Origin of the sequence: Micromonospora sp. NPDC050397, from assembly GCF_044901685.1 — a bacterium.
In the GTDB taxonomy this organism is placed as follows: Bacteria; Actinomycetota; Actinomycetes; order Mycobacteriales; family Micromonosporaceae; genus Micromonospora_G.
Map to the genome: position 1 here is coordinate 128,356 of NZ_JBJDPS010000011.1, position 25,354 is coordinate 153,709.

Below are 25,354 nucleotides of genomic sequence, written 5' to 3' on the forward strand. Positions count from 1 at the left end.
CGAGCGGGATGAGAAAGGCGAGCGCGACGATCGAGGTCATGCCGGCCCCGAGGTAGGCCAGCGCCAACCTCAGTCCGGTACCACCAACCGGAACCCGACCCCCCGCACGGTGCGCAGGTAGCGCGGCTTCGCCGCGGACTCGCCCAGTTTGCGACGAAGCCAGTACAGATGTACGTCGATTGTCTGATCCTCGCCGACCGATGGCTGACGCCATACCTCCTCCAACAGCTCCCGGCGGGACACTACCCGTCCCGGCCGCGCCGCGAGATAGGCCAGCACGTCGAATTCCTTGCGGGTGAGCGCGAGCGGCACCCCGTCGAGCAGGGCACTGCGCTCGCCGACGTCGACCCGGAGCCCACCCACCTCGTGTACGGCGGGGGCCACCGTCCGGCTGGCCCGTCCGGCCCGGCGCAGCACGGTGGTGATCCGGGCGTCCAGGTGCGCGCCGGTGAACGGTTTGACCATGTAGTCGTCGGCGCCGGCCCGGAGCAGGCGGACCACCGACTGTTCGTCGTCCCGGGCGGTGGCGATGATGATCGGCACGTCGGTGATGCCCCGGAGCATCCGCAGCGCGTCCGCGCCGTCGAGGTCGGGCAGGCCGAGGTCGAGCACCACCAGGTCGGGTGTTTCGGCGGCGACCCGGCGCAGGGCGTCGAGAGCCGTGCCGACCGCGTGCACGGCGTGCCCACGGTCGGCCAGGGAGCGCAGCATCGCGCCGCGCACGACGTGGTCGTCCTCGACCAGGAGCACCGTGGCCACGTGAGCACCGTACTGCCCCTGGCAAGTGCGGCGTGTTGCGGCCACGTGCGTTTTGCCGGCATGCTCCTCGTACCATGTCCTTCGTACTTGTCGACGACGCGCGACTTGCCCTGGCTCGGGACAGTCTGACCGGTCTGTCCGCTCGCGAGCCGCTGCCCGCCTCCCCTTCCTTACAGCTCAGGGGAGGCGGAGGACCCAGCGGTAGGCCTGGACGAGGCCGGTGTCGAAGCCGGCGGCGGAGCCCCAGAGGAACAGCCGGAACCGGCGGTAGAGCGGTTCGCCCCAGTTGCGGACGATCTCGTCCCGGGCGCCGTCCAGCCGGTTGGCCCACTCCCGGCAGGTCAGGTAGTAGTTGTGCCGGTCGTCGGTGACGCTCAGCAGCTCGAACGGTGACCGGGCCACGTGCCGTAGGTACTGGTGCAGCAGCAGCGGGGCGGAGGCGCCGGGATAGATGTAGCGCTTCAGGAACGTCGAGGCCGCGTGCTTGCGCCGCATCGCCAGCGCGTCCAGGTAGACCCGGCCGCCCGGACGGAGCAGTTCGGCGTACTTGCGCAGGGTGGTGCGGTAGTCGGGCAGGTGCTCGGTGACGCCCATGTTGACGATCGCGTCGAAGCGCTGGTGCGGGGAGTAGTTGAAGATGTGTTCGCGAACCACCCGTACCGGCAGTTGTTCCCGGTTGAACAGGTCGATCAGGTAGCGCTCCGACTCCTTGGCCAGGGTGGTGGTGGTGACGTTGATCCCGCGTCGGGCGGCGTGTTCGGAGAACGCGCCCCAGCCGCCGCCGACCTCCAGCACGTGGTCGCCGGGGCCGACCCCGATCGCCTCCAGCGCCAGGTCCATCTTCCGGGTCATGGCGTCCTCGAGCGGCTCGTCGTCGGAGGCGAAGACGCCCTCGGTGTAACACCGGTGCCGGGTGTCGAGAAAGGTGAGGAAGAACTCGGAGTCCTCGTCGTAGTGGTGGGAGATGGAGCGGCGGTCGTCCTCCCGCCGACCCCGGACCAGGGCGGGCAGGAACCTGCCCATCCAGGCGATCGGGTGGAAGTCGGTGAAGAAGGCGCGCATCCGTAGCGCCGCCGCGAGGTCGCCCTCCACGTCGAGCCACCCCTGGAGGTACGCGACCCCGACGCCGAACTGGTCGAGCCCGGCCAGGGCCTTGGCGCCCCGGGGGTCGCTGATGGTGATGGTGAACTTCGGGTCACCGGAGCCGAATAGGTGTGCCGGCGCGCCGGCGTTCGCCACCGCAAACGGCATTGCCGGTTGGGAGGCGAAGAAAGTCTCGTACCTGCGCTGTAGGGCGCTGACCACGTCCGCGGGTGCCACGGCGCCAATCTAACGCCGCAGTCGCGTCGCTGGGAGGCGTAAAACCAGGACCGATAGCATCGGATAGCCGATCCAAGGGTCATGCCCGTTTTGTCTTAATTGAAGGAGCTCACCGTGTCCGCACCCCGTACCCCCGTCGTGGCTGACCCGGTCGTCGTCGCGGCCGGGACCACGGCGGCCGACGCGGTAGCCGCGGCGGGCCTGCCCGCAGCCGGCCCGAAGGCGATCGTGGTCGTCCGGGAGGTGGCCGCCGACGGCACCGCCGCACTGCGTGACCTCGACTGGATTCCCGAGGTCGACACCGAGGTCGAGCCGGTCAGCCTCGACTCGCCGGACGGGCTGAACGTGCTGCGTCACTCCACCGCGCACGTGCTGGCCCAGGCCGTCCAGGACATCTTCCCGGAGGCGAAGCTCGGCATCGGGCCGCCGATCGAGAACGGCTTCTACTACGACTTCGACGTGCCGAAGCCGTTCCAGCCGGAGGACCTGGAGAAGCTCGAGAAGCGGATGCAGGAGATCGTCAAGTCCGGACAGCGGTTCCGTCGCCGCCGCTTCGGCAGCCTGGACGAGGCCCGTACCGAGCTGGCCGACGAGCCGTACAAGCTGGAGCTGATCGAGGTGAAGGGGGCCGGCGACCCGGCCGGCGGGTCGGGGCTCGACGCGGGCGAGGTGATGGAGGTCGGCTCCGGTGACCTCACCATCTACGACAACCTGGACGTCAGCTCCGACAAGGTCTGCTGGTCCGATCTGTGCCGGGGGCCACACCTGCCCAACACCCGGCTGATCGGCGCCTTCAAGCTGATGCGTTCGGCCGCCGCGTACTGGCGCGGGTCGGAGAAGAACCCGCAGCTCCAGCGGGTGTACGGGACCGCCTGGCCGACCCGGGACGCGCTCAAGGCGTACCTGAAGCTGTTGGAGGAGGCGGCCCGGCGCGACCACCGCAAGCTCGGCTCGGACCTCGACCTGTTCAGCTTCCCCGACGAGATCGGCTCCGGCCTGGCGGTCTTCCACCCGAAGGGCGGGATCATCCGGCGTGAGCTGGAGAACTATTCCCGGCAGCGGCACGAGCGGGCCGGCTACGAGTTCGTGAACACCCCGCACATCACCAAGGGGCACCTGTTCGAGACCTCGGGCCACCTCCAGTGGTACGCCGACGGCATGTACCCGCCCATGTCGGTCGAGGGCGCCGACTACTACCTCAAGCCGATGAACTGCCCGTTCCACAACCTGATCTACCGGGCCCGGGGCCGCTCCTACCGCGAACTGCCGCTGCGGCTGTTCGAGTTCGGCTCGGTCTACCGGTTCGAGAAGTCCGGGGTGGTGCACGGGCTGACCCGGGTGCGCGGCATGACCCAGGACGACGCGCACATCTACTGCACCCAGGAGCAGATGGCCGGTGAGCTGAAGTCGCTGCTCCGCTTCGTGCTGGACCTGCTGCGTGACTACGGCCTGGACGACTTCTACCTGGAGCTGTCCACCCGTAACCCGGAGAAGTCGGTGGGCACCGACGAGAACTGGGAGCGGGCCACCGAGGCGCTGCGGTCGGCCGCCGAGGAGTCCGGGCTCGACCTGGTCCCGGACCCGGGCGGCGCGGCGTTCTACGGTCCCAAGATCTCGGTCCAGGCCAAGGACGCGATCGGTCGGACCTGGCAGATGTCCACCATCCAGGTCGACTTCAACCTGCCGGAGCGGTTCGGCCTGGAGTTCCAGGCGTCGGACGGCAGCCGCCAGCGGCCGGTCATGATCCACCGGGCCCTGTTCGGTTCGATCGAGCGCTTCTTCGGGGTGCTCACCGAGCACTACGCCGGGGCGTTCCCGGCCTGGCTGGCGCCGGTCCAGGTGGTCGGCATCCCGATCCGGGAGGAGCACACCGACTACCTCGCCGGGTTCGTCGAGGCGCTGCGCGCCGAGGGGATCCGGGCCGAGGTGGACTACTCCGACGACCGGATGCAGAAGAAGATCCGTACCGCCCAGCAGCAGAAGATCCCGTTCATGGCGATCGCCGGTGACGCGGACGTCGAGGCCGGCTCGGTCTCGTTCCGCTACCGCGACGGCTCGCAGCGCAACGGCATCCCGCTGGCCGAGGCGGTGGCCCACGTGGTCGAGGTGGTCCGTTCCCGCGCCAACTCCGGCCCCTCCGCCGACCCGGCAACCGAGCAACCCGCCGTCTGACGCCCCCAACTCGGCCAGCCCGCCCGCCCCGGATCAACGGCCCCGGGGTGGGGCGGGGTGGGGGTATTGACGGTAGTCGTTGGGGTTCGTAACCTGCCCTGATAAGGAAAGCCCTTTCCTGTCGGGGACGGTGGGCGTATGAGGCGTAGGAGTTTGCTCGCGGGCGGGCTCGCCGTCGGGGCGGGAGTGGTGGGCGCACCGCTCGGGCGCCGGGAGGCGCGGGCGTGGCCGGGACCGTACCTCACCGTTGCCGCGGACGGCAGCGGCGACGTCACCAGCGTGCAGGCGGCGGTGGACGCGGTGCCGGCCGGCAACCCGTCCACCTTCACCATAAAGATCAAACCCGGACGGTACGCCGGACAGGTGATCGTCCCCGCCGACAAGCCGCACCTGGTCTTCCGGGGACAGGGCGCCAACCCCGGCGAGGTGGTGATCGTCGACAACCGGGCCAACGGCACCCCCAGACCCGACGGCGGCACCTGGGGCACCTCCGGCAGCGCCTCCGTCACCATCTCCGGTGCCGACTTCACCGCCCGCAATCTCACCTTCGCCAACTCGTTCGACGAGGCGGCCAACCCCGGCACCAGCGGCGAGCAGGCGGTGGCCGTACTCACCCGGGCCGACCGGGTGGTCTTCGACAACTGCCGCTTCCTCGGCAACCAGGACACGCTCTACCTGAACAGCGTCGACGTGGCCACGGTCAACCGGGTCTACCTGCGCAAGTGCTACGTCGAGGGAGACGTCGACTTCGTCTTCGGCCGGGGCACGGCGGTGCTCGACCGGTGCGAGATCCACTCACTGGACCGGGGGTCGACGACCAACAACGGGTACGTCACCGCGGCCAGCACCGACAGCGCGAACCCGTACGGTTTCCTGATCGTCGACAGCAAGCTGACCGGCACCGCCGCCCCCGGTACGGTCTACCTCGGCCGTCCCTGGCACCCGAGCAACGACCCGCTCGCCATCGCCCAGACGGTGATCCGCGACTGCACCCTCGGCGCGCACGTCAACCCGGCCCCGTGGACCGACTTCGGCACCTGGTCCTGGCGCGACGCCCGCTACGCCGAGTACCGCAACCGGGGACCGGGCGCGGCCACCGGCGCCGACCGGCCACAACTCACCGCGGCCCAGGCCGCCCTGCTGACCCCGCGTGCCTACCTCGCCGGTCCGGACGGGTGGAATCCACTGCGCTGACCGTAGGATCACCGGTGTGACAGGGGCGGCGCAGCAGACGCAGACCGGTACGCCGGACGGGTTGGACCGGCTCTGGACCCCGCACCGGATGACGTACATCTCGGGGCAGGACGAGCCGGCCGAGGGCTACGAGAAACCATCCGGCTGCCCGTTCTGCCTGGCCCCGGGCAAGGAGGGCGACGAGAGCCTGGTGGTGGCCCGGGGCGAACGGGTCTACGTGGTGCTCAACCTGTATCCGTACAACCCCGGGCACCTGCTGGTCTGCCCGTACCGGCACGTGGCGGACTACAGCGAGCTGGACACCGCGGAGACCGTCGAACTGGCCGCGCAGACACAGACGGCGATGCGGGTGATCCGGCAGGTCAGCAGCGCGCACGGGTTCAACATCGGGATGAACCAGGGTGGGGTGGCCGGCGCCGGCATCGCCGCCCACCTGCACCAGCACGTGGTGCCGCGCTGGGGCGGCGACGCCAACTTCATGCCGGTGATCGGCCGGACCAAGGTGCTGCCCCAACTGCTCACCGACACCCGTGAGCTGCTAGCCGCCGCCTGGCACTGACGGTCGGTCCACCGTGACGTGGGCCAGCTCCACCGCGAACCGGTCCACCGCCTCGTGCAGCGGCGGCCACGGGAACTTCGGCAGGTACTGACGAAGCGTCACGGCCCCGTGCATCGCGGTCCACAGGGCGGTGGCGTCGGCGAACGGGTCGGCACTGGTCGACCGACCGGCCGCCACGCACGTGGCGATGGCGTCGACGAGGATCTGGAAGGCCTCGATCCTGGGTCCCCACCCCGGCGGTGCCCAGGACGAGATCGGTGCGGCCGGGTTCGGTCCGGCCGCGTTCAGCCAAGCCGGGTCCGGCGACGGCGGTACGTGTCCGGCCTCCGAATCCTGCCGCGCGTCGCCGAACGAGGGCCGCCCCCGGCTGAACAGCAGCCGGTAGGCGGCCGGTTCGTCCATGGCGAAGTCGACGTAGCCCCGGCAGCCGGCCAGCAGACGCCGGACCGGGTCGGTGGACCCGTCCACCGTGCCGACCCGATCGGTGAGCGTACGGTGCAGCCGTTCGAAACCGGCGTCGAGCACCGCGTCGAGCACCGCCTCGCGGTCGGCGAAGTGCGCGTAGATCGACGGTGCCGAGATGCCGGCCTCCCGCGCGATCGCCCGCAGCGTCAGCCCGTCGCTGCTGCCGTCCTGGTTGACCAGGCGTTCGGCGGCCGAGAGGATCTCGTCGCGCAGGAGGTCGCCTTCGCCTCGGCGGTTGCGGGCACGTCGGGTCGTCGGGCTCATGTCGAACATCATCCCGCGACGAGCAACTCGGGCTCGGCCGTGTCCACCGGCCGCGACCGGTGTGTCCGGTCGGCCCGGAGCCCGATCCCGACGGCGATTGCCGTCGCCAGCGCCACCCCGGCCGCGACGACCAGCCCTCGGCCCATGGCGACGGTGAACGCGTGGTCGGCCGTGGCCAGCAGCGCCTCGGCCGAGGGGCGCGGGGCGGCGGCGGCGACCGCGTGCGCCGAGGGCAGGTCGTGGCCGGCGACGGAGGGGGCGCCGGTCATGGCCGACCGGTAGTGGGCCGAGACGATGGAGCCGACCACGGCGATGCCGAGCACCCCGCCGAGTTCGCGGATCACGCTCTGGAGCGAGCTGGCCATCGAGGCGAAGGCGGCCGGCACCGAGGCGTTGATCACCAGGCTGGCCGGTGCCATGAGCAGCCCCATGCCGGCGCCGACGATCGCGGTGAAGCCGGCGACGACCGGGAAGACGGTCTCCGTGGTGGACGTGGAGAGCGCGCCGAGTCCGGCGGCGACCAGCAGCAGGCCGAGCGTGAGCGCGCGGGCGGTGCCGAGGCGGGCCGTGGTCAGCGCCGACGTCGCGGAGGTGGCCGACATGGCGAGGGCGAACGGTACGGCACCGAGCCCGGCCTTCAGCGGCGAGTAGCCGTGCACCAGTTGCAGGTACTGCGCCAGCTCGAACAGCGTGCCGAAGAGCGCGAAGAAGGTCACCGCCAGCGCCAGCGCGGCCAGGGCGAACCGGCGGTTGGTGAACAGGTCGAGGCGTACCAGTGGGTTGGCCACCCGCAGTTCCCAACCGACGAACGCGGCGGCCAGCAGGACCGCGACCCCGAACTCGGTGAGGGTCACCGGGTCGGTCCAGCCGCGCTGCGGCGCCTCGATGATCGCGTCCACCAGCGCGGCGATCGAGCCGGTCGAGAGCAGTGCGCCGAGGATGTCGAGCCGCCCGGTCGGCTGCCCGGCGATCCTCGGTACGACGGCGAGAATCCCGGCCAGGGTGAGCAGCACGATCGGCACGTTGATCCAGAACGCACTGCTCCACTCGAAGCGGAGCAGGAGCGCGCCGCCGGTCACCGGCCCGACGAGCACGCCGACCCCGGCGGCGGCGGACCAGATGCCGAACGCCTTCGCCCGCTCGGCGGGCGGGAACATCCGGGTGACGATCGCCAGCGTGGCCGGCATGACAAACGCGGCGCCGAGCCCCATCACCGCCCGCCAGGCGATGAGCTGGTCGGGTGTGTCGGAGAGGGCGGCGGCGACCGAGCCGGCGCCGAAGACGGCTAGCCCGCCGACCAGGGCCCGGCGGGCGCCGATCCGGGCGCCGAGGGCTCCGGCGAGGATCAGCGCGGTGGCGAAGACCAGCGTGTACGAGTCGACGATCCACTGCAGATCGGAGGTGGTGGCATTCATCGCGTGGGCGAGTGACGGCAGTGCGGTGTTCAGTACGGAGTTGTCCAGCGTCACGGCGACCAGGGTGAGGCTAAGTACGGCCAGCGCCGTCCAACGGCGGGGATGCCCCATCAGGTGGTCCTCGGCTACCACAGCCACGATCCGCTCCTTAAGTTAACGGGTGTAAGCCGATGTTAGCCAAACAGAAGTTAACTTACAAGCGTTAAGTGAAGCGTCCGGTGTTGATCGACTCGCCGAAAAATCGACCTGGATCAGCGGCCCGCCGGATGGGACGCTCGGCGGCATGACACAGAGCACACGGGTGTTGGGGCGCAGCGGGATCCGGGTCAGCGCGCTGGGCATGGGCTGCTGGGCCATCGGCGGACCCTGGTACGCCGGTGACCAGCCACTGGGCTGGGGCGAGGTGGACGACGACGAGTCGGTGCGGGCCGTACACCGGGCACTGGACCTCGGCGTGACCTTCTTCGACACCGCCGACACGTACGGCGCCGGGCACAGTGAGCGGGTGCTCGGCCGGGCCCTGTCCGGTCGCCGGGACGAGACGGTCGTCGCCACCAAGTTCGGCAACACCTTCGACGAGCGGACCAGGCAGTCGACCGCTCCGGACTGGTCACCCGCGCACCTGCGCCGGGCGGCCGAGGCGTCGCTGCGGCGGCTCGGCACCGACCGGATCGACCTCTACCAGCTCCACCTCAACGACCTGGCGATCGAGCTGGCCGAGCCGCTGCTCGGCACCCTCGAGGCACTCGTCGCCGAGGGCAAGGTCCGGGCGTACGGGTGGAGCACCGACTTCGCCGACCGGGCCGAGTCGTGGGCGCTCGGCGGCCCGCACACCACCGCGATCCAGCACTCCTTCTCGGTGCTCCAGGACTCGGCGCAGGTGCTCGCCGTCTGCGAGAAGCACGACCTGGCCAGCGTCAACCGGGGCCCGCTCGGGATGGGGCTGCTGACCGGCAAGTACACCGCCTCGACCGTGCTCGGCCCGGACGACGTACGCGGCATCGCGCCGCAGTGGCTGGACTGGTTCCGCGACGGACGGCCGGCGCCGGAGTGGCTCGACCGGGTCGCCTCGGTCCGGGAGTCGCTCACCGTCGGCGGGCGCACCCTGGCCCAGGGAGCGCTCGCCTACCTCTGGGCGCGCAGCGGTGCGACCGTGCCGATCCCCGGCTGCCGCACCGTGGCGCAGGTCGAGGAGAACGCGGGCGCGCTGGCCCACGGGCCACTCACCCCGGCCGAGCTGGCCGAGGTGGAACAACTCCTGTCCGACCTGGGTACGGCACCCGGGCCGGGCTGACGCCCCTCGGCCACGGTCGACGGCCCGGTGCGGCGACGGCGGGTTTCGGTCCGCCCGCCGGACCCGGGTCCGGGCCGTCGACTCAGGAGTGGCCGCCGGCCGAGCCGTGCTCCTTGCGTACCTGCTCGACCAGGTGCGCCGGCATCGGCTCGTATCGGGCGAACGAGCGGGTGAAGGTGCCCGAGCCGGAGGTCATCGAGCGCAGCTCGACCGCGTACCGGACCAGTTCGGTGGAGGGGACCTCGGCGCGTACCAGGGTCCGCTCCACCGCGTCCGGGTCCGCCTCGGTGCCGAGCACCCTGGCCCGCCGCCCGGACAGGTCGCTCATCACCGCGCCGACCGAGGGGTCCGGCACCCGGACGACCACCTCGTCGACCGGCTCCAGGAGGGTGAGCTGCCCCTTCTCGGCCGCGTCCCGCAGGGCCAGCCCGCCGGCGGTCTGGAACGCCGCGTCGGAGGAGTCGACGCTGTGCGCCTTGCCGTCGACCAGGGTGACCCGCAGGTCCACCACCGGGTAGCCGGCGAGGACGCCGCGTACCATCTGGGCCCGGACGCCCTTCTCCACCGACGGGACGAAGTTGTGCGGCACGGCGCCGCCGACCACCCGGTCGGCGAACTCGAAGCCGGCGCCGCGCGGCAGTGGCTCCACCTCGATGTCGCAGACCGCGTACTGGCCGTGGCCACCGGACTGTTTCACGTGCCGCCCGTGCCCGGTCCCGCCCGCGACGAAGGTCTCCCGCAGCGCCACCCGTACCGGTTCGGTCTCCAGCTCGACCCCGCCGGCCCGCAGCCGGTCGAGCACCACGTCGGCGTGTGCCTCACCCATGCACCAGAGCACGAGTTGGTGGGTCTCCGGGTTGCGTTCCAACCGCAGCGTCGGGTCGCCTGCGACCAGCCGGGACAGGTTCCTCGCCAGCGCGTCCTCGTCGCTGCGGGTCTTCGCCGCGATGGCCACCGGCAGCAGCGGTTCGGGCATCTCCCAGGGCTCGACCAGCAGCGGATCGTCCTTGGCCGAGATGGTGTCGCCGGTCTCGGCGCTGCCCGACTTGGTGATCACACAGAGGTCGCCGGCCACGGCGCTGGAGACCTCGCGCAGGCTCGCGCCCAGCGGGGTGTAGAGGTGCCCGACACGTTCGTCGGCGTCGTGGTCCGGGTGCCCCCGCTCGGCCAGCCCGTGGCCGCAGACGTGCACGGCCTGGTCCGGCCGGAGCGTGCCGGAGAAGACCCGGACCAGTGAGACCCGCCCCACGTGACGGTCGACGGTGGTCTTGACCACCTCGGCGACCAGCGGCCCGGCCGGGTCGCACCGCAACGGCGGGCGGGGTGTGCCGTCCACCCCGGTGACCACCGGCAGGTCGTGTTCCAGCGGCGAGGGGAAGCCGGCGGTCAGCACCTCGAGCAGCGCGTCGAGCCCGACCCCGGTCTCCGCGCAGACCGGCACCACCGGGTAGAAGTGGCCCCGCGCGACCGCCGTCTCCAGGTCGTCGACGAGCACCGCTACCTCGATCTCCTCGCCGTCGAGGTAGCGGTCCATCAGGGTCTCGTCCTCGCTCTCGGCGATGATCCCCTCGATCAGCTCGTCGCGGGACTCGTCGATCGCCGGCAGGTGCTGCGGGTCGGGTTCGCGTACGTCGGCCGGCAGGCCGCCGGTGTAGTCGAAGACCCGGCGGGTGATCAGCCCGAGCAGACCGGCCGTCGAGACCCCGTCGTCACCGAGCATCGGCAGGTAGAGCGGGACCACGTTGTCGCCGAAGAGGCGCTGGCAGAGCGCGACCGTCTCGTCGTAGTCGGCCCGGGGGTGGTCCAGTCGGGAGACGGCGACGGCCCGGGGCATGCCGACGGCGGCGCACTCCTCCCAGAGGTTGACGGTGGCCGCGTCCATCCCGCCCGCGGCGGAGACGACAAACAGGGCGGCGTCGGCGGCGCGCAGCCCGGCCCGGAGTTCACCGACGAAGTCCGCGTAGCCGGGGGTGTCGAGCAGGTTGACCTTGATCCCGTCGTGCAGCAGCGGGGCGCAGGCGAGGCTGACCGAGCGCTGTTGACGTACGGCGGCGGGGTCGTGGTCGCAGACGGTGTTGCCCTCGGTGACCGTGCCCGCCCGGCTGATCGTGCCGGTCGCCGCGAGCAGCGCCTCGACCAGCGTCGTCTTGCCCGCTGCGGAGTGACCGACGAGGACCACGTTGCGGATCCGGGCGGGGTCGTCGGCCATCGGCGCCAGGGCGCCCGTGCCCTTGTCCTGACTCTTCTGCGCCATCGGGCGCACCTCCCTCTGCCGGTGGTCGCTCGGGTGGCCTGCCGTGTGACGGGGACGCGCCTTCTGACAACGTGACCTAGGTCACTATCCCTCACCTGATCCCACACCCGCGCCGGACGGTACACAACCCCGCAGCGGGAAGTAGGCAGACCGGGCGTACCACGGTCGGCCGGTGGACCGTTATCGTGAGACCGCCATGGCGAAGATCTTCCAAGTGTCTGCCCGAGCGGGCCTGGCCCGCGTCATCGAACCGGTCGCCCGCGCGCTGCTGCGCCGCGGGGTGACCCCCAACGCGGTAACCGTGACCGGAACCGTCGGCGTGCTGGTCGGCGCGCTCGGCTTCGGCGCCCGTGGTGAGCTGGTCACCGGCGCCGTGATCGTCACCTTTTTCGCGCTCACCGACCTGCTCGACGGGACGATGGCCCGGATGTCGGGCGGCTCCACCAAGTTCGGCGCCTTCCTGGACTCCAGCATGGACCGGGTCGCCGACGGCGCGGTCTTCGGGGCGGTGGCCTACTGGCTCGCCACCCAGGGCGACCGTTGGGGTGTGGCCGGCGCGCTGGTCTGCCTGGTCGCCGGCGGCGTGGTCTCGTACGTGAAGGCGCGCGCCGAGGGGCTCGGGATGACCGCCAACGTCGGCATCGCCGAGCGCACCGAGCGGCTGATCATCGTCGGGGTGGGCGGCATCCTGGAGGGTGCCGGCGTACCGCACGCGCTGACCGTCGCGCTCTGGCTGCTGGCCGCCGTCTCCGTCTTCACGGTGGGGCAGCGGATGACCCACGTCTACCGTCAGGCCCAGCGGGTCGAGCCGGGCGTGGGCCGGTGAGCGGCACAGCCGACCCGGCCGATCCGGGCCAGGCCCCAGCGGACCCCGCCCCCGCAGCCGGGGTTCGTGGTCCTGCCGCCGGGAACGGTGTGGTCGGGTGAACCTGGTCGAGCTGGGCTACCTGGTCGGCTGGCGGATCACCCGCGCGGTGCCGAAGTCGCTGGCCGCCGCCGTGTTCCGGTTCGGCGCCGACCGGGCGTACCGCCGGGGCGGACCGGGGGTGCGCCGGCTCGCCACCAACCTGCGCCAGGTGGTCGGCCCGGAGCTGCCGCAGGCCGAGTTCGACCAACTCGTCCGGCGCGGGCTGCGGTCGTACGCGCGCTACTGGCTGGAGATGTTCCGGCTGCCGTCGCTGTCGCACACCCAGCGGCTGACCACGTTCGAGTTGATCGGCACCGAGGAGTTGGCCCGGGCGGTGGCGGCGGGTCGGGGTGCGGTGATCGCGCTGCCGCACGGGGGCAACTGGGACGCGGCCGGGGCCTGGGTGGCCGCGAAGGGCTGGCCGATCACCACGGTGGCCGAGCGGCTCAAGCCGGAGGCGGTCTACCACCGGTTCCTGGAGTTCCGGCAGCGGCTCGGCATGGAGATCATCCCGCTCACCGGTGGCGAGGCGCCGCCGTTCGACGTACTCGCCGAGCGGTTGGCCCGGGGACACGTGGTGCCACTGCTGGCCGACCGTGACCTGACCCGGCGGGGGATCGAGGTGCGTTTCTTCGGCGCCCGGACCAGGATGCCGGCCGGGCCGGCGCTGCTCGCGCTCCGGACCGGGGCGCCGCTCTACGTCGCCTCGATGTGGTACGAATCGGACCTCGCCCGCGCCGAGCTGATCGGCCCGCTGGAGGTGCCGGACCCGGCCAGCGGCACGCTGACCGAGCGGGTCCGGACGTTGACCCAGCGGGTTGCCGACCAACTGGCGACGGGTATCGCCCGACATCCGGAAGACTGGCACATGTTGCAGCGGATGTGGCTGGCCGAGGAGGATCGGACCACGACGGACCCAGTGGCACCAGCCGCCCCAGGGCCGGCCTGAGGGGGAGGGCGCAGTGCGGATCGGCATCGTGTGCCCGTACTCCTTCGACGTTCCGGGCGGGGTGCAGAACCACATCGTGGACCTGGCCGAGGCCCTGATCGGTCTCGGACACGAGGTGAGCGTGCTGGCACCGGCGGACGAGGACTCGCCGCTGCCGTCGTACGTGGTGCCGGCGGGACGTTCGGTGCCGTTCCCGTACAACGGGTCGGTGGCCCGGATCACCTTCGGCCCGGTCTCCACCGCGCGGGTACGCCGCTGGCTGGCCCGGGGCGACTTCGACGTACTGCACGTGCACGAGCCGTTCGCGCTGAGCCTGTCGCTGCTCGCCGTCCTCTCCGCGCGCGGGCCGGTGGTGGCGACCTTCCACACCGCGATGACCAGGTCCCGGGCGCTGGCCGCCGCCCAGGGCATGTTGCAGATCGTGATGGAGCGGATCACCGCGCGGATCGCGGTCAGCGCGCTGGCCCGCAAGGTGCAGGTGGAGCATCTCGACGGCGGTGCGGTGGAGATCCCCAACGGGGTGGCGGTGGCGAAGTTCGCCGACGCCGAGCCGCTGCCGGGCTGGCCGGGGCAGATCGGGCCGGGCAGCGGCGGCACGATCGGTTTTCTCGGCCGGTTCACCGAGCCGCGCAAGGGTTTTGCCGTGCTCCGGGAGGCGTTTGTCGCGCTCGCCGCCGAGCGCCCCGGCCTGCGCCTGCTGGTCGCCGGCCCGGGGGAGCCGGAGGAGTTGACGGAGGGGGTGCCGCCGGAGTTGCGGGACCGGATCACCTTTCTCGGCCTGGTCTCGGAAGCGGACAAAGCGCGCATGTTGCGCAGTGTCCACCTCTACGTCGCACCGAACATGGGGGGTGAGTCCTTCGGGATGATCCTCACCGAGGCGATGGCCGCCGGGGCCGCCATCGTCGCCAGCGATCTCGACGCGTTCCGCCGGGTGCTCGACGGCGGCCGGGCCGGGCAGCTCTTCCCCACCGGCGACGCCGACGCGCTGCGTCGTACGCTCGTCCAACTGCTGGACGACCCGGCTCGCCGGGCGGACCTGTCGGCCTGCGCGCGGGAGGTCGTGGCGTCATTCGACTGGCCCACGGTTGCCCGGCGGGTTCTGGAGGTATACGCAGCAGCGATCGAGGCCACCGACGGTCGGGTGATCGACCAGGAGTGGGTCGGACCGCGCTGACCCGGGTCCCGCGGTTGGCCCGCAAGGAGTGCCGGCGGCGTCTGGGGCGCCCCGGCCGGACGGGATGAGGAGCCGCACTACGATGCCGCACATGTGGTGGGTGGTGGGCGGGATCGTCGTGATCGCCCTGGTCACGATCTACCTGTCCTGGACGGCCGGCCGGGTCGACCGGCTGCACGTCCGGGTGGCCTCGGCCGCCCGGTCACTCGACGCGCACCTGCTGCGGCGGGCCGCCGCCGCCGCCGTACTGGCGGAGGAGAGCTACTCGGTCGAGCTGTACGCCGCCGCCCGGATCGCGCTCGACGCCGGTCCCCAGGAGCGGGAGGCGGCCGAGAACGACCTGACCCGCCAGCTCCGGAGCATCCCGCTGACCGAGGACGACGCCGCGACCTCGGCGGTGGTCGCGGCCAGCCGCCGGCTCGGCCTGGCCCGCCAGGTGCACACCGATCTCGTACGCGACGCGCTCGGTGCCCGCCGTCGTCCGGTCGTACGGCTGTTCCGGATGGCCCGCAAGCACGAGCGCCCGACCTACTTCGACGTGGACGACCCGACCCTGCACCCCCGACCGGAGCAGGCCGAGGCTCCCGCCCCGCCCAGGATCACCACGCTCTCCGGCAACGAGGGGCGCTCCGGCGCGGCCGGGAGCTGACGGGGCCGGGGCTGACCGGGCCGGCAGCCGGCGCGGCCGGGAGGTGACGCCGGCAGCCGCCGACCGAGGCGGTCGGCGTACCCGGGTGAGGCTGACCACAGGGCAGGCCACGGGTGGGTTGATTGGCTGTCGGAGGAGCCGCCGGGCGCGCGTAACATCGATTGCGGAACGTGAAACCTACCCCCTGACCAGCTCCGAGGAGTGACTACGCCGTGTCCGATTCCGCCCAGCAGCCCGAGTCCGCCAGCCCCGTCGTCGGCAGCGCCCGAGTCAAGCGCGGGATGGCCGAGATGCTCAAGGGCGGCGTGATCATGGACGTGGTCACCGCCGAGCAGGCGAAGATCGCCGAGGATGCCGGCGCGGTCGCGGTGATGGCGCTCGAGCGGGTGCCGGCCGACATCCGGGCCCAGGGCGGCGTCTCCCGGATGAGCGACCCGGACATGATCGACAGCATCATCAACGCGGTCTCCATCCCGGTCATGGCGAAGGCGCGCATCGGCCACTTCGTCGAGGCCCAGGTGCTCCAGGCGCTCGGTGTCGACTACGTCGACGAGTCCGAGGTGCTGACCCCCGCGGACTACGCCAACCACATCGACAAGTGGGCGTTCACCGTGCCGTTCGTCTGCGGCGCGACCAACCTGGGCGAGGCGCTGCGCCGGATCACCGAGGGCGCGGCGATGATCCGCTCCAAGGGCGAGGCCGGAACCGGCGACGTCTCGAACGCGACCACCCACATGCGCAAGATCCGGGGTGAGATCGCCCGGCTCACCTCGCTGCCCGCCGACGAGCTCTACGTCGCGGCGAAGGAGCTCCAGGCGCCGTACGAGCTGGTCCGCGAGGTGGCCGAGACCGGCAAGCTGCCGGTCGTACTCTTCACCGCCGGAGGCATCGCGACCCCGGCCGACGCCGCGATGATGATGCAGCTCGGCGCCGAGGGTGTGTTCGTCGGCTCGGGGATCTTCAAGTCCGGCAACCCGGAGCAGCGCGCCGCCGCGATCGTCAAGGCGACCACCTTCCACGACGACCCGGACGTGCTGGCCAAGGTCTCGCGCGGGCTGGGCGAGGCGATGGTCGGGATCAACGTCGACGACATCCCGGTGCCGCACCGCCTCGCCGAGCGTGGCTGGTGAACCCGGTAACCGGACGAGGTGCCCGATGACCACCATCGGCGTGCTCGCGTTGCAGGGTGACGTACGCGAACACCTGCTCGCCCTGGCCAGCACGGACGACGCGATCGCCCGGCCGGTCCGCCGCCCCGCCGAACTGGACGACGTCGACGCCCTGGTCATCCCGGGCGGCGAGTCCACCACCATGAGCAAGTTGGTCGGCGAGTTCGAGCTGTACGACCCGATCCGCAAGCGGATCGCCGACGGCATGCCGGTCTACGGCTCCTGCGCCGGCATGATCATGCTTGCCACCGAGGTGCTCGACGGCCGACCCGACCAGCGCGGTTTCGACGGCATCGAGATGACCGTCCGGCGCAACGCGTTCGGTCGGCAGGTCGACTCGTTCGAGGCCCCGGTGGAGATCGCCGGGGTGCCCGGTCCCCGGTTCGACGCCGTCTTCATCCGCGCCCCGTGGGTGGAACGGGTCGGCGACGGGGTGCGGGTGCTGGGGCGGGTCACCGAGGGGCCGGCGGCGGGCCGGATCGTGGCGGTACGGCAGGGCAACCTGCTCGCCACCGCGTTCCACCCGGAGCTGACCGGTGATCTGCGGGTGCACCAGTACTTCGTCGACCTGGTCCGGGAAGCCACCACCTGAGCCGGCCCGGGTGCGCGCCGGGGCGGGTGGAACGCCACTGCCTGGCGGGGTGTGACGGCCGACCGGTCCGCGCCGGTAGGATTGCCGGGTTCGGCCGGGGCAGAGCGCGTGGATCGCCTTCCGCCCCCTGTGCCGACGGCGGATCTTCACCCGGTCTGATTGTCGCGACATCGGCGAAAGCGCCGGCAGGACGAGCGGGCAGTCGACTGTTGACGCGTGGGTTAGCGACGGAGGTAACAGATGTCCGGCCACTCAAAGTGGGCGACGACCAAGCACAAGAAGGCGGTCATCGACGCCAAGCGCGGCAAGATGTTCGCCAAGCTGATCAAGAACGTCGAGGTCGCGGCGCGGACCGGCGGCGGTGACCCGACCGGTAACCCCACCCTCTACGACGCCATCCAGAAGGCGAAGAAGAGTTCGGTCCCGAACGACAACATCGACCGCGCGGTCAAGCGTGGCTCCGGCCTGGAGGCCGGCGGCGCCGACTGGCAGACGGTGATGTACGAGGGCTACGGCCCCAACGGTGTCGCGTTGCTGATCGAGTGCCTCACCGACAACCGGAACCGGGCCGCGACCGAGGTGCGTACCGCGCTCACCCGCAACGGCGGGTCGCTGGCCGACGCCGGCTCGGTGTCGTACATGTTCACCCGCAAGGGCGTGGTGATCGTGCCGAAGGCGGGCCTGACCGAGGACGACGTGCTGCTCGCGGTCCTCGACGCCGGCGCCGAGGAGGTCAACGACCTCGGCGAGGCGTTCGAGGTGATCTCCGAGCCGACCGACCTGATCGCGGTCCGCACCGCCCTCCAGGAGGCCGGCATGGAGTACGAGTCAGCCGAGTCCTCGCTGGTCCCGAGCGTCACCGTGCCGCTCGACGAGGAGGGCGCGCGGAAGATCTTCAAGCTGATCGACGCGCTGGAGGACTCCGACGACGTGCAGAACGTCTACGGCAACTTCGACGTCTCCGACGAGGTCATGGCGGCCGTCGACTAGTTCGGCGCCCCCGTGCCAGGTCGGGCCGGTGCGGTCCGACCTGGCGGCCCCCACGGGCACCCGGTGCTTCCGACGGGGCGCCAATCAGTTCGCGGTCGGCCAGGGCGGAAAGTCGCCCGGCAACCTCCGCCGGGAGTAACCAATCCGGACCGCGTACGGGATCGCGTCGTTGCTGGTCTTTCCGACGTGCTGCGCCGGCAGAAACGAGATTCGGCGCAGCACGTCCATCATTTGCTGGATATCCCGGTTCCGGTGAATTCTTCGCCGCTGAAACCCGTGACGTGCAAGATTTACGATCTGCGGTACGGCATTTAACGATGTCGAACCGGCTGCGACGATGACGAGTCTCTCTGCTGTGGGTGAGAGAACGCGGAGGGACGCTCGCCGATCCTTTCGGGGTCGGAAGGATCGGGACGCGCAGCCGGCGGGTGTCCAAACGGCGATGTCACGGCGGCGGCGGTAGCAAGTTCCGGTCCTGCCCCGGGAGCTGCGCCAGGAACATACGGAGTGACGGGGGGCGAGTGCCAGCCGGCCGGTGCGGGACGCGTTGCGGGGGCACGTCCCGGGCCGGGTGCGATGGGGGCTGGCGCGACCGGGGGGTGGTATGGACCTATCGGGGGCGAGTGTCGGGCAGTCGCCGGGCCGCTGGGTGGTGCGAAGCCGACCGGTGCGGGACGCGTTGCGGGCGCGGTTCCCCAGGTCGGGGCGGCGGGCACGGGCGCGGTTCCCCAGGTCGGGGCGGCGGGCACGGGCGCGGGTCTCCGAGCCGGGGCGGCGGGCACGGGCGGAGGTCCTAGTGGAGCCACCGAGGTGTAGGAAGTCGCGGCGGGGGCCTGCTGGCGAGCGGCTGCGTTGCTGACGCGCGCTTCCTTGCGCTGAGCCCTCCGACCGGCGGTAGCCCGTCGCTTCGCTTCCTCAAGCCCCAGTGCCTCCGCCTGCTCTAGCTTGGGAATGTACACCTCTATCAAAGTGTCATTGGTTATCGCGCGAGGAAACTGACTCATGCAGCCGTCCTCACGCATCATTTTGGCGATAATCCCGTGGTGCGACGTCTGCCCCGCAGCCCGGCGGTAATACTGCTGGAGTAGTCCAACTCTGTTCCAGATCTCGTCGTAACTGGTCGCTGGCATTCTTCGCCCTTCGCTCCGAGTGGCCGTTCATTCTTGCTACGGAAACGACCGGCCCGGCGTGGCGGTTCACGGCGCTTCGCCCCGCTGTCGCACCTCGGCGGCGCCGGGCGGGTGAGCCGCCCGGCCGCTCACTCGCCCGACACCGGCCCCTGGTCCAGGTCCAGGTCGTCGTCCCGATCCACGGCCGGGCCGGGGTCCGGGCGGTCATACCCCGGCCCACCGTGCCGGCGGTGGCGGATCCACTCCTCCAGCGCGCCGAGCCCGGCCACCACCAGGGTCAGCAGCGCGACCGCGACCAGTGCCGGCACCACTGCGGCCAGCGGCAGCAGGGCCAGGCAGAGGGCGCTCGCGCCGAGCCGCTGCCAAGTGATCTTCCGGTAGATCCGCCAGTCGGTGTAGACGCAGGTGATCAGGAAGAGGGCGCTGCCCGCGAAGAGGAAGCCCGCGACGCCGGTCTCCAGCGAGTCGAGGGGCGACGTCACCACGTCGCCCAGACCGTCGGCGACCGCGATGATCCCGAGGCTGAACGGGACGTGCCCGTAGACCAGCACGGCGCGTCGTACGCTCGCCTGGTCCTCGGCGTGCTCCAGGGCCCAGCGGAAGGTCCGCACCCCGTAGCCGAAGTACACCCACCAGAGCGCGCAGACCAGGCCGTACGCGGCGGCCAGGCTGGTCAGCCGGATGTTCGTCAGCGGTTCCTGGACGGCCACCGCCCCGAGCCGGATCACCGACTCGCCGATCACCAGCATGATCAGCAGTCCGTAGCGGTGGGTGTAGTGCCGGGGTTCCACCCGGACCTTGCGCACCGAGCCGCGAGCCAGCCAGGGGCTGAACACGTCGATGGCGGCGGCGACCGCCCAGAGCGCGATCCGGGGCGCTCCGTCCAGCAGGGCACCGGTGACCAGCAGCGGCGCGATCACCAGGACCACCCCGTGCGGGCCGTGGACGAAGGATCGCCAGAGCGGGCGACTGCGCAGCGTCACCAGGCCGAGCAGGATCCGGCCGGACAGGGCGGCGCAGACGAAGGAGAGCCCCCGATCGCCGTACGCCTCGGGGATGGTCATGGAGAGCACCAAGCTGTCGAAACCGAGCGCGAGGATCACCAGCCGGCCCGGTGCCATGGCGACGTTCTGCTGGTCGGTGTAGAGGACGACCCCGCCCCAGAGCCAGTAGACGATGACGAAGAGGATCAGGACCTTGCCGAGCCCGGCCCAGCTGTGTTCCTCGTGCAGCAGGTGGGAGAACTGGGTGAGCGCGAAGACGAAGGCCAGGTCGAAGAAGAGTTCTTCCCAGGTGACCCACTTCTCCGCGAGCTGGCGCCCCACCGGGACAGCGTACCGACGCTGTGACCAGGAAGGACCCGGTTCGGTACGGGCGAGCGGCCCGGCACCGCCGATGGTGGCGGTGCCGGGCCGCTGCCGGTGGTGGGTTACCCGCCGCCGGTTGGCCGCCGGTCGTTCGGCGGTCGTTCGGCGCGGGTCGTCAGGCGGTGGCGTTCATGAAGCGGGCCACCGGCAGGGCGTGGTCGACGATCCGTACGTCGCCGATCCAGCCGTAGAAGCCCTGCTCCACGACCCGGTCGTAGTGGTACGCGCCGAACAGCCACGACTCGCCCGAGGTGGCCAGGCCGACCGCCGGGGTGCTCGGGTTGCGCAGCAGCGGCGCCCCGTCGACGTAGAGCGTGGTGTGCTGGCCGTCGTTGACCACCGCAACGTGGAACCACTCACCGGCCCGCATCTCGTGACCCCAGTTGCTGGAGATGTCGTTCTGGTTGGTCGGGAAGACCGCCCACTGCAACGCCATCCCGTCCGAGAGTGAGAGCGTCGCCAGCGGCTCCGACGGGTCGCCACCGGTCTTGCCGCCGTCGCGTCCCGCACCGAACCGGCTGACCACGCTCATCCAGGCGTGGTTGGCCGCCCGTACGTCCTCGGGCAGCTTCACGAACGCCTCGATCGTGTAGCCGCCCGCGAAGGTCAGGTCGTTGATCGGCGCGGTGTCGACCGTACGCAGGTAGGCGCCCCGGGCCGGCTTCTTGCCGCCGTTGAACCGCATGCTGCCCCGGGTGGGCTGCGCCGGGTGGTGCTCGGTCGACCAGCGCAGCGCGGTGGAGTCGCTGCCGGCGAGGGTGACCCGGGTCAGGTGGTTGCCCTTGCCGGACAGGTCCTCGACCCGGTAACCCTCCGGGACCGCCGCACCGTCGGTGCTCGACTGGTCGAAACGCCAGTAGCCGACGGTCCCCTTGACCAGCATCTCCTTGACCGGGCGCGGGGCGATCGGCGGCACCGGGGCGAAGCCGGCGAACCGGGCCGGGAAGTCGATCTCAAGGCTGAACCGGTCGACCGCGCTGGTCAGCTCGATCTCGCCCTGCTCCAGCGGGTTTCGCCGGTCGGCCTGCTTGCCGATGATCCACGGCGAGAAGGTCTCCACGTCGACGGTGTTGCGGGCCAGGTCGAAGTGGTAGAGCCGGATCATCGCGCTGCCGCCGTAGTAGCGGTCCTGGTAGTCGGTGACGTGCACGTGCACGTCGTGCTCGGCGGCGTTGGTGAGCACGGTCCGCCCCGGCGGCCAGTAGTGGCCGTTGAGGGTCAGGAAGATCTGGTCGCTGTCGGAGATCAGGTTGTCCCAGAGCGACTGGCCGTAGCCGGAGAGCGTCGCCTTGCCGGCCGCGTCGGCGAACGCGACCTCGTGGGTGGTGAGGATCGCCGGCGTACGCGGGTGGGCGGCCAGGACCTGCTTCGCCCAGGCGATCGTGCCGGCCGACGCCCGCCAGTCCAGCGCGAAGATCAGCCACTCCCGACCGGCCGCGCGTACCAGGTGGTAGGTGTTGTAGCCGTCCGGTGTCGACCCGCCGAAGGTGGACAGCGGGGCGAACCGGGACGGCGGGAAGACGTCCAGGTAGGCGCTCGGCCCACGCTGGTCGTCCGTACGCGAGTCGATGTCGTGGTTGCCGGCGAGCACGCTGTACGGCATCTTGCGCTTGTCGAAGACCTCGAAGACCTTGCCAGCGGCGTCGAGTTCGGCGGCGGCGGCGTTCTCCACCACGTCGCCCAGGTGCGCGGCGAAGACGATGTTCTGCTCCTCGCGGTGGTCCACGATGTAGCGCAGCGAGGCGGTCAGCGGGGCCGGGTCGCCCCGGTCGCCGTCGAAGAGATACTGCGTGTCCGGGATGACGGCGATGGTGAAGCGCGGGCTCTCCGGGTCGATCTTGCCGTTGCCGGCGCCGGTCGCCTCGGCGGCGGAGGCGGACTGCGCGCCGGTGCCGAGCACCCCGGCCGCCGCCGCGCCGGCACCAACCAGCCCGGCACCGCGCAGGAAGGTACGGCGGTTCGCCGCGCCCGCCACCGGCGGGAGCGTGTTGTCGACGGGTTGCTGCATTGTCTGGGGCTCCTGATCTGCACGGAAAGGGATCCGGCACATTAGGAGCGACGGCCTCGAACGGTGATCACCAGCCTGGGCAACGCCAGCCGAACGCGGAGTGAAGGATCGCGGCTGCGGGGGGACCGTGATCCACGCGCTCCAGGCTGTCCTGGCCGAGTCCCGTTGGACAGATCGGAGCGCGTGGATCGTCAGCCGTGCTTGGCGAAGGGGTCAGTGGGCTGGGGTCAGGGTCAGTTCTTCGCCTGGCCGGAGGGTTACTTGGCGGGTCCAGGTGCCGGCGCGTACCTCGGTGCTGGTGCCGCCGACGCTGCGGACCGTGGCCCGCGAGACCTTTCCGTCGCGCCAGGTGAGATCGACCTCGAAGCCGCCCCGGGCTCCGACACCGGTGACCGAACCCTGCGCGGCCCAGGCGCGGGGCAGCGCCGGCAGCAGCTCGATCACGCCGGGGCGGGAGTAGAGCAGCATCTCCAGGGCCGCGGTGGCGCCGCCGAGGTTCGCGTCGATCTGGAAGATCGTGTAGCTGCCCTGGCTGTACATGTCGAAAAAGTTCGCCGAGGTGCCGTTGCCGTTGTTCATCGACGGGCGCATCACGGTCAGGTAGAGCTGGTACGCCCGCTCGGCGTCCTTGAGTCGGGCCCAGCACAACGAGCGCCACGCGCAGGCCCAGCCGAAGCTGTCCATGCCGCGCGCAAGGAGCAGATTGCGTACGCCGTCGAGCAGTTCCTTCGGGCTGGTGTCGAAGGCGATCCGGTCGGCGGGGTAGAACCCGATCAACGGGGAGAGGTGTCGGTGCGTGGTCTCACCGAGATTCTCCGGGCTCATCCACTCCTCCAGCCAGCCGGTCTTCGGGCTGACCCGGGGCAGGTAGAGCCGACCCTGTAGCTCCTTGAGCTCGGCCGCGAACTCGGCGTCCCGGCCGAGCCGCTCGCTCGCGACTTTGATCTGCTGGAACAGGTCCCAGGCCAGCTCCTGCGCGTACGTGATGCCCTTGGCGTCCGGGCCGTGCTCGGGTGACCAGGCGTTGTCGTCGACGAGCACGTCCCGGGAGGTGCCGTCCGGGTCGGTCACGGTCGTGGGGATCAGCCGGGCCTGCCAGAACTCCGCCGCGCCCCTGAGCACCGGGTAGATCTTCTCCAGGTACGCGCGGTCCTGGCTGTACTCGTAGTGCCGCCACAGCGAGTTGCACAGCCAGGCGTTGCCGGAGGGGTGCCACGCCCAGCCGCTGCCGCCGTGGATGTTGGTGGAGAACGCCACCGCCCAGCCGGCCAGCTTCCCGCTGCTGTTGCGGAAGCGGTTCTTCGGGTCGTTGTACAGCCGTCGGGTGACGTCGGTCCAGACCGGGAGCTGGGAGACGCAGTAGTCGGCCAACGCGTCCGCGCACTCGCCGAGCCCCGCCGGGTCGGCGAGCCAGTAGTTCATCTGGATGTTGATGTCGGTGTGGTAGTCGGCGTACCAGTCGGGGTTGTTGTTGTGGATCCACAGCCCCTGGAGGTTCATCGGCAGTCCGTCACGCGAACCGGTGATGGTCAGGTAGCGGCCGAACTGGAGATAGGTGGCCTCCAGCTCGGGGTCCACCGTGGTGGGGTCGGTGTACCGCACGGCAAGGCGGGACCACGAGTCGAGCGCGCGCTGCACCGACGACGACGGGCCGAGGTCGATCGTCATCCGGTCGTACAGCCGCCGGTAGTCGGCGACGTGGGTGGCCAGGAGCTTGGTCGCGCTGACCCCGGCGGCCTCGGCGACCTTGGTACGGGCGAGAGCCAGCGGGTCGGTCGACGGGTCGCGGAAGTCCTTTGCCGCGTCGGGGGAGTAGTCGGTGCCGGCGCAGATCACGATCAGCACCTCCCGGCACCCCTCGAAGATGACCTTGGCGCCGTCGGCGCGGACCCGGCCGCCACTGCCGAGTACGGTGACCGCCGCCGCGTACCGCAGGCCGTTGGCGAGCGACCCGGCGAAGCTGGCCCGCTCCCCGGTCGCCGTGGTGGTCTCGCCGTGGGTGCCGACGAGGGAGACCGCGCCGGTGTGGCTGCCGCCGCCGGACTGGGTGAGCCGGAGGACGACCACGTCGTCCGGATGGCTGGCGTAGACCTCGCGGCGGTACTGCGCCTTGCCGATCCGGTAGCCGGCCGAGACGATCCCGTTGCTGAGGTCGAGCTGCCGCCGGTAGTCCGTGTACTTCTCCGGGCCGTGCCCGGTCAGCGTGACGTGCACCTGGGCGAGTACGCCGAAGCTGCCGAACCCGGAGGCGTCGTACCCCAACTGGCCGTCGCTGGTCAGCGTGTCGTTGCGGCCACCGCTCCAGAACGAGCCGTCGGTCAGGTAGAGCGCGTCGTCGACGGGATTGCCACTGACCAGCGCACCGAGGCGGCCGTTCCCGATCGGCAGACCCTCCCGGATGATCTGGTCCTCCTTGGCCGGGGTCCGGTACCAGAGCGTGGTCGCCTTGGCGTCGGGGACCAGCGCGGCGTCGGCGGGGCGGGCCGGTGCGGCGTGCGCGGTGAACGGCCGGGCACCGCTGAGCGCGAGACCGGCCGCGGCGGCGCCGGTGAGGCCGAGAAAGCCACGGCGGGAAGATTCGAGCACTGCCTCTCCCTTCAATGATCGGACCTCTGGGCGAAGTGGAGGATCATCACCGATCGTGTCGGGTCTCGAAGTCCTCAATAGATCCGATGTTTCGCAACATACGGCGGATGTTTCGGGCATGTCAACAGATCGGGCGT

The 25,354-nt window shown here is 71.1% G+C and carries 20 protein-coding genes; 11 read left to right on the forward strand and 9 right to left on the reverse strand.

The window, feature by feature from the left end; translation table 11 throughout:
* Positions 1–69: 69 nt before the first annotated feature.
* Both ACI2K4_RS27875 and ACI2K4_RS27880 read right to left on the reverse strand, forming a co-directional pair.
* On the reverse strand, positions 70–759 hold the full coding sequence (locus ACI2K4_RS27875) for a response regulator transcription factor (RefSeq protein ID WP_121159681.1): 690 nt from the start codon (positions 757–759) through the stop codon (positions 70–72).
* Between the two features lie 177 nt (positions 760–936).
* Positions 937–2,079: a class I SAM-dependent methyltransferase gene (locus tag ACI2K4_RS27880; RefSeq protein WP_404515569.1), complete on the reverse strand. Its 1,143-nt coding sequence runs from the start codon at positions 2,077–2,079 to the stop codon at positions 937–939.
* A 114-nt stretch (positions 2,080–2,193) separates the two neighbouring features.
* Here ACI2K4_RS27880 and thrS point away from each other — a divergent pair, with 114 nt between their 5' ends.
* From thrS to ACI2K4_RS27895, 3 genes are all read left to right on the forward strand, one after another.
* Positions 2,194–4,251, forward strand: coding sequence for a threonine--tRNA ligase (gene thrS, locus ACI2K4_RS27885; RefSeq protein ID WP_404515571.1), 2,058 nt, complete (start codon positions 2,194–2,196; stop codon positions 4,249–4,251).
* Positions 4,252–4,389: 138 nt separating this feature from the next.
* The gene (locus ACI2K4_RS27890; RefSeq protein ID WP_404515573.1) at positions 4,390–5,445 is read left to right on the forward strand and encodes a pectinesterase family protein; all 1,056 of its coding nucleotides are present in this window, start codon (positions 4,390–4,392) and stop codon (positions 5,443–5,445) included.
* Positions 5,446–5,533: 88 nt separating this feature from the next.
* Entirely contained in the window at positions 5,534–6,004 is a 471-nt protein-coding gene (locus ACI2K4_RS27895) for an HIT family protein (RefSeq protein ID WP_404515685.1), read from the forward strand.
* On the opposite strand, the gene ACI2K4_RS27900 is transcribed toward ACI2K4_RS27895, so the two are convergent.
* Both ACI2K4_RS27900 and ACI2K4_RS27905 read right to left on the reverse strand, forming a co-directional pair.
* Complete coding sequence (locus ACI2K4_RS27900) at positions 5,984–6,733, reverse strand: TetR/AcrR family transcriptional regulator (RefSeq protein WP_404515575.1); 750 nt, start codon at positions 6,731–6,733, stop codon at positions 5,984–5,986. The two genes, ACI2K4_RS27895 and ACI2K4_RS27900, sit on opposite strands and share 21 nt — an antisense overlap.
* Before the next feature lie 8 nt (positions 6,734–6,741).
* Positions 6,742–8,286: an MFS transporter gene (locus ACI2K4_RS27905; protein WP_404515577.1), complete on the reverse strand. Its 1,545-nt coding sequence runs from the start codon at positions 8,284–8,286 to the stop codon at positions 6,742–6,744.
* A gap of 145 nt (positions 8,287–8,431) precedes the next feature.
* Here ACI2K4_RS27905 and ACI2K4_RS27910 point away from each other — a divergent pair, with 145 nt between their 5' ends.
* Entirely contained in the window at positions 8,432–9,442 is a 1,011-nt protein-coding gene (locus ACI2K4_RS27910) for an aldo/keto reductase (RefSeq protein ID WP_404515579.1), read from the forward strand.
* 82 nt (positions 9,443–9,524) lie between these two features.
* Here ACI2K4_RS27910 and ACI2K4_RS27915 read toward each other — a convergent pair whose 3' ends face one another.
* Positions 9,525–11,696, reverse strand: a complete 2,172-nt coding sequence (locus ACI2K4_RS27915; protein WP_404515581.1) for an elongation factor G-like protein EF-G2 — start codon at positions 11,694–11,696, stop codon at positions 9,525–9,527.
* A gap of 196 nt (positions 11,697–11,892) precedes the next feature.
* Here ACI2K4_RS27915 and pgsA point away from each other — a divergent pair, with 196 nt between their 5' ends.
* From pgsA to ACI2K4_RS27950, 7 genes are all read left to right on the forward strand, one after another.
* Positions 11,893–12,522, forward strand: a complete 630-nt coding sequence (gene pgsA / locus ACI2K4_RS27920) for a phosphatidylinositol phosphate synthase (RefSeq protein WP_404515687.1) — start codon at positions 11,893–11,895, stop codon at positions 12,520–12,522.
* Positions 12,523–12,619: 97 nt separating this feature from the next.
* Entirely contained in the window at positions 12,620–13,552 is a 933-nt protein-coding gene (locus ACI2K4_RS27925) for a phosphatidylinositol mannoside acyltransferase (RefSeq protein WP_404515582.1), read from the forward strand.
* 13 nt (positions 13,553–13,565) lie between these two features.
* Entirely contained in the window at positions 13,566–14,726 is a 1,161-nt protein-coding gene (locus ACI2K4_RS27930) for a glycosyltransferase family 4 protein (protein ID WP_404515583.1), read from the forward strand.
* 82 nt (positions 14,727–14,808) lie between these two features.
* Positions 14,809–15,375 carry a hypothetical protein gene (locus tag ACI2K4_RS27935; RefSeq protein WP_404515584.1) on the forward strand — a complete coding sequence of 189 codons (567 nt, stop codon included), beginning with the start codon at positions 14,809–14,811 and terminating at the stop codon, positions 15,373–15,375.
* A 212-nt stretch (positions 15,376–15,587) separates the two neighbouring features.
* Positions 15,588–16,505, forward strand: coding sequence for a pyridoxal 5'-phosphate synthase lyase subunit PdxS (gene pdxS, locus ACI2K4_RS27940; RefSeq protein WP_404515585.1), 918 nt, complete (start codon positions 15,588–15,590; stop codon positions 16,503–16,505).
* Between the two features lie 25 nt (positions 16,506–16,530).
* Positions 16,531–17,136 carry a pyridoxal 5'-phosphate synthase glutaminase subunit PdxT gene (gene pdxT / locus ACI2K4_RS27945; RefSeq protein ID WP_404515586.1) on the forward strand — a complete coding sequence of 202 codons (606 nt, stop codon included), beginning with the start codon at positions 16,531–16,533 and terminating at the stop codon, positions 17,134–17,136.
* Between the two features lie 240 nt (positions 17,137–17,376).
* Positions 17,377–18,126 (forward strand): YebC/PmpR family DNA-binding transcriptional regulator, encoded by a 750-nt coding sequence (locus tag ACI2K4_RS27950; protein WP_404515588.1) that lies wholly within the window; start codon positions 17,377–17,379, stop codon positions 18,124–18,126.
* 84 nt (positions 18,127–18,210) lie between these two features.
* Here the strand turns inward: ACI2K4_RS27950 and ACI2K4_RS27955 are convergent, their stop codons facing one another.
* The 4 genes from ACI2K4_RS27955 to ACI2K4_RS27970 form a co-directional block, all read right to left on the reverse strand.
* Entirely contained in the window at positions 18,211–18,357 is a 147-nt protein-coding gene (locus ACI2K4_RS27955) for a hypothetical protein (RefSeq protein ID WP_404515589.1), read from the reverse strand.
* Between the two features lie 1,027 nt (positions 18,358–19,384).
* A complete protein-coding gene (locus ACI2K4_RS27960) occupies positions 19,385–20,581 on the reverse strand; it encodes a low temperature requirement protein A (protein WP_404515590.1) in 1,197 nt (398 codons plus the stop codon).
* A gap of 157 nt (positions 20,582–20,738) precedes the next feature.
* Complete coding sequence (locus ACI2K4_RS27965) at positions 20,739–22,631, reverse strand: LamG-like jellyroll fold domain-containing protein (RefSeq protein WP_404515591.1); 1,893 nt, start codon at positions 22,629–22,631, stop codon at positions 20,739–20,741.
* A gap of 213 nt (positions 22,632–22,844) precedes the next feature.
* The gene (locus tag ACI2K4_RS27970) at positions 22,845–25,217 is read right to left on the reverse strand and encodes a glycosyl hydrolase family 95 catalytic domain-containing protein (RefSeq protein ID WP_404515592.1); all 2,373 of its coding nucleotides are present in this window, start codon (positions 25,215–25,217) and stop codon (positions 22,845–22,847) included.
* Between the last annotated feature and the right edge of the window lie 137 nt (positions 25,218–25,354).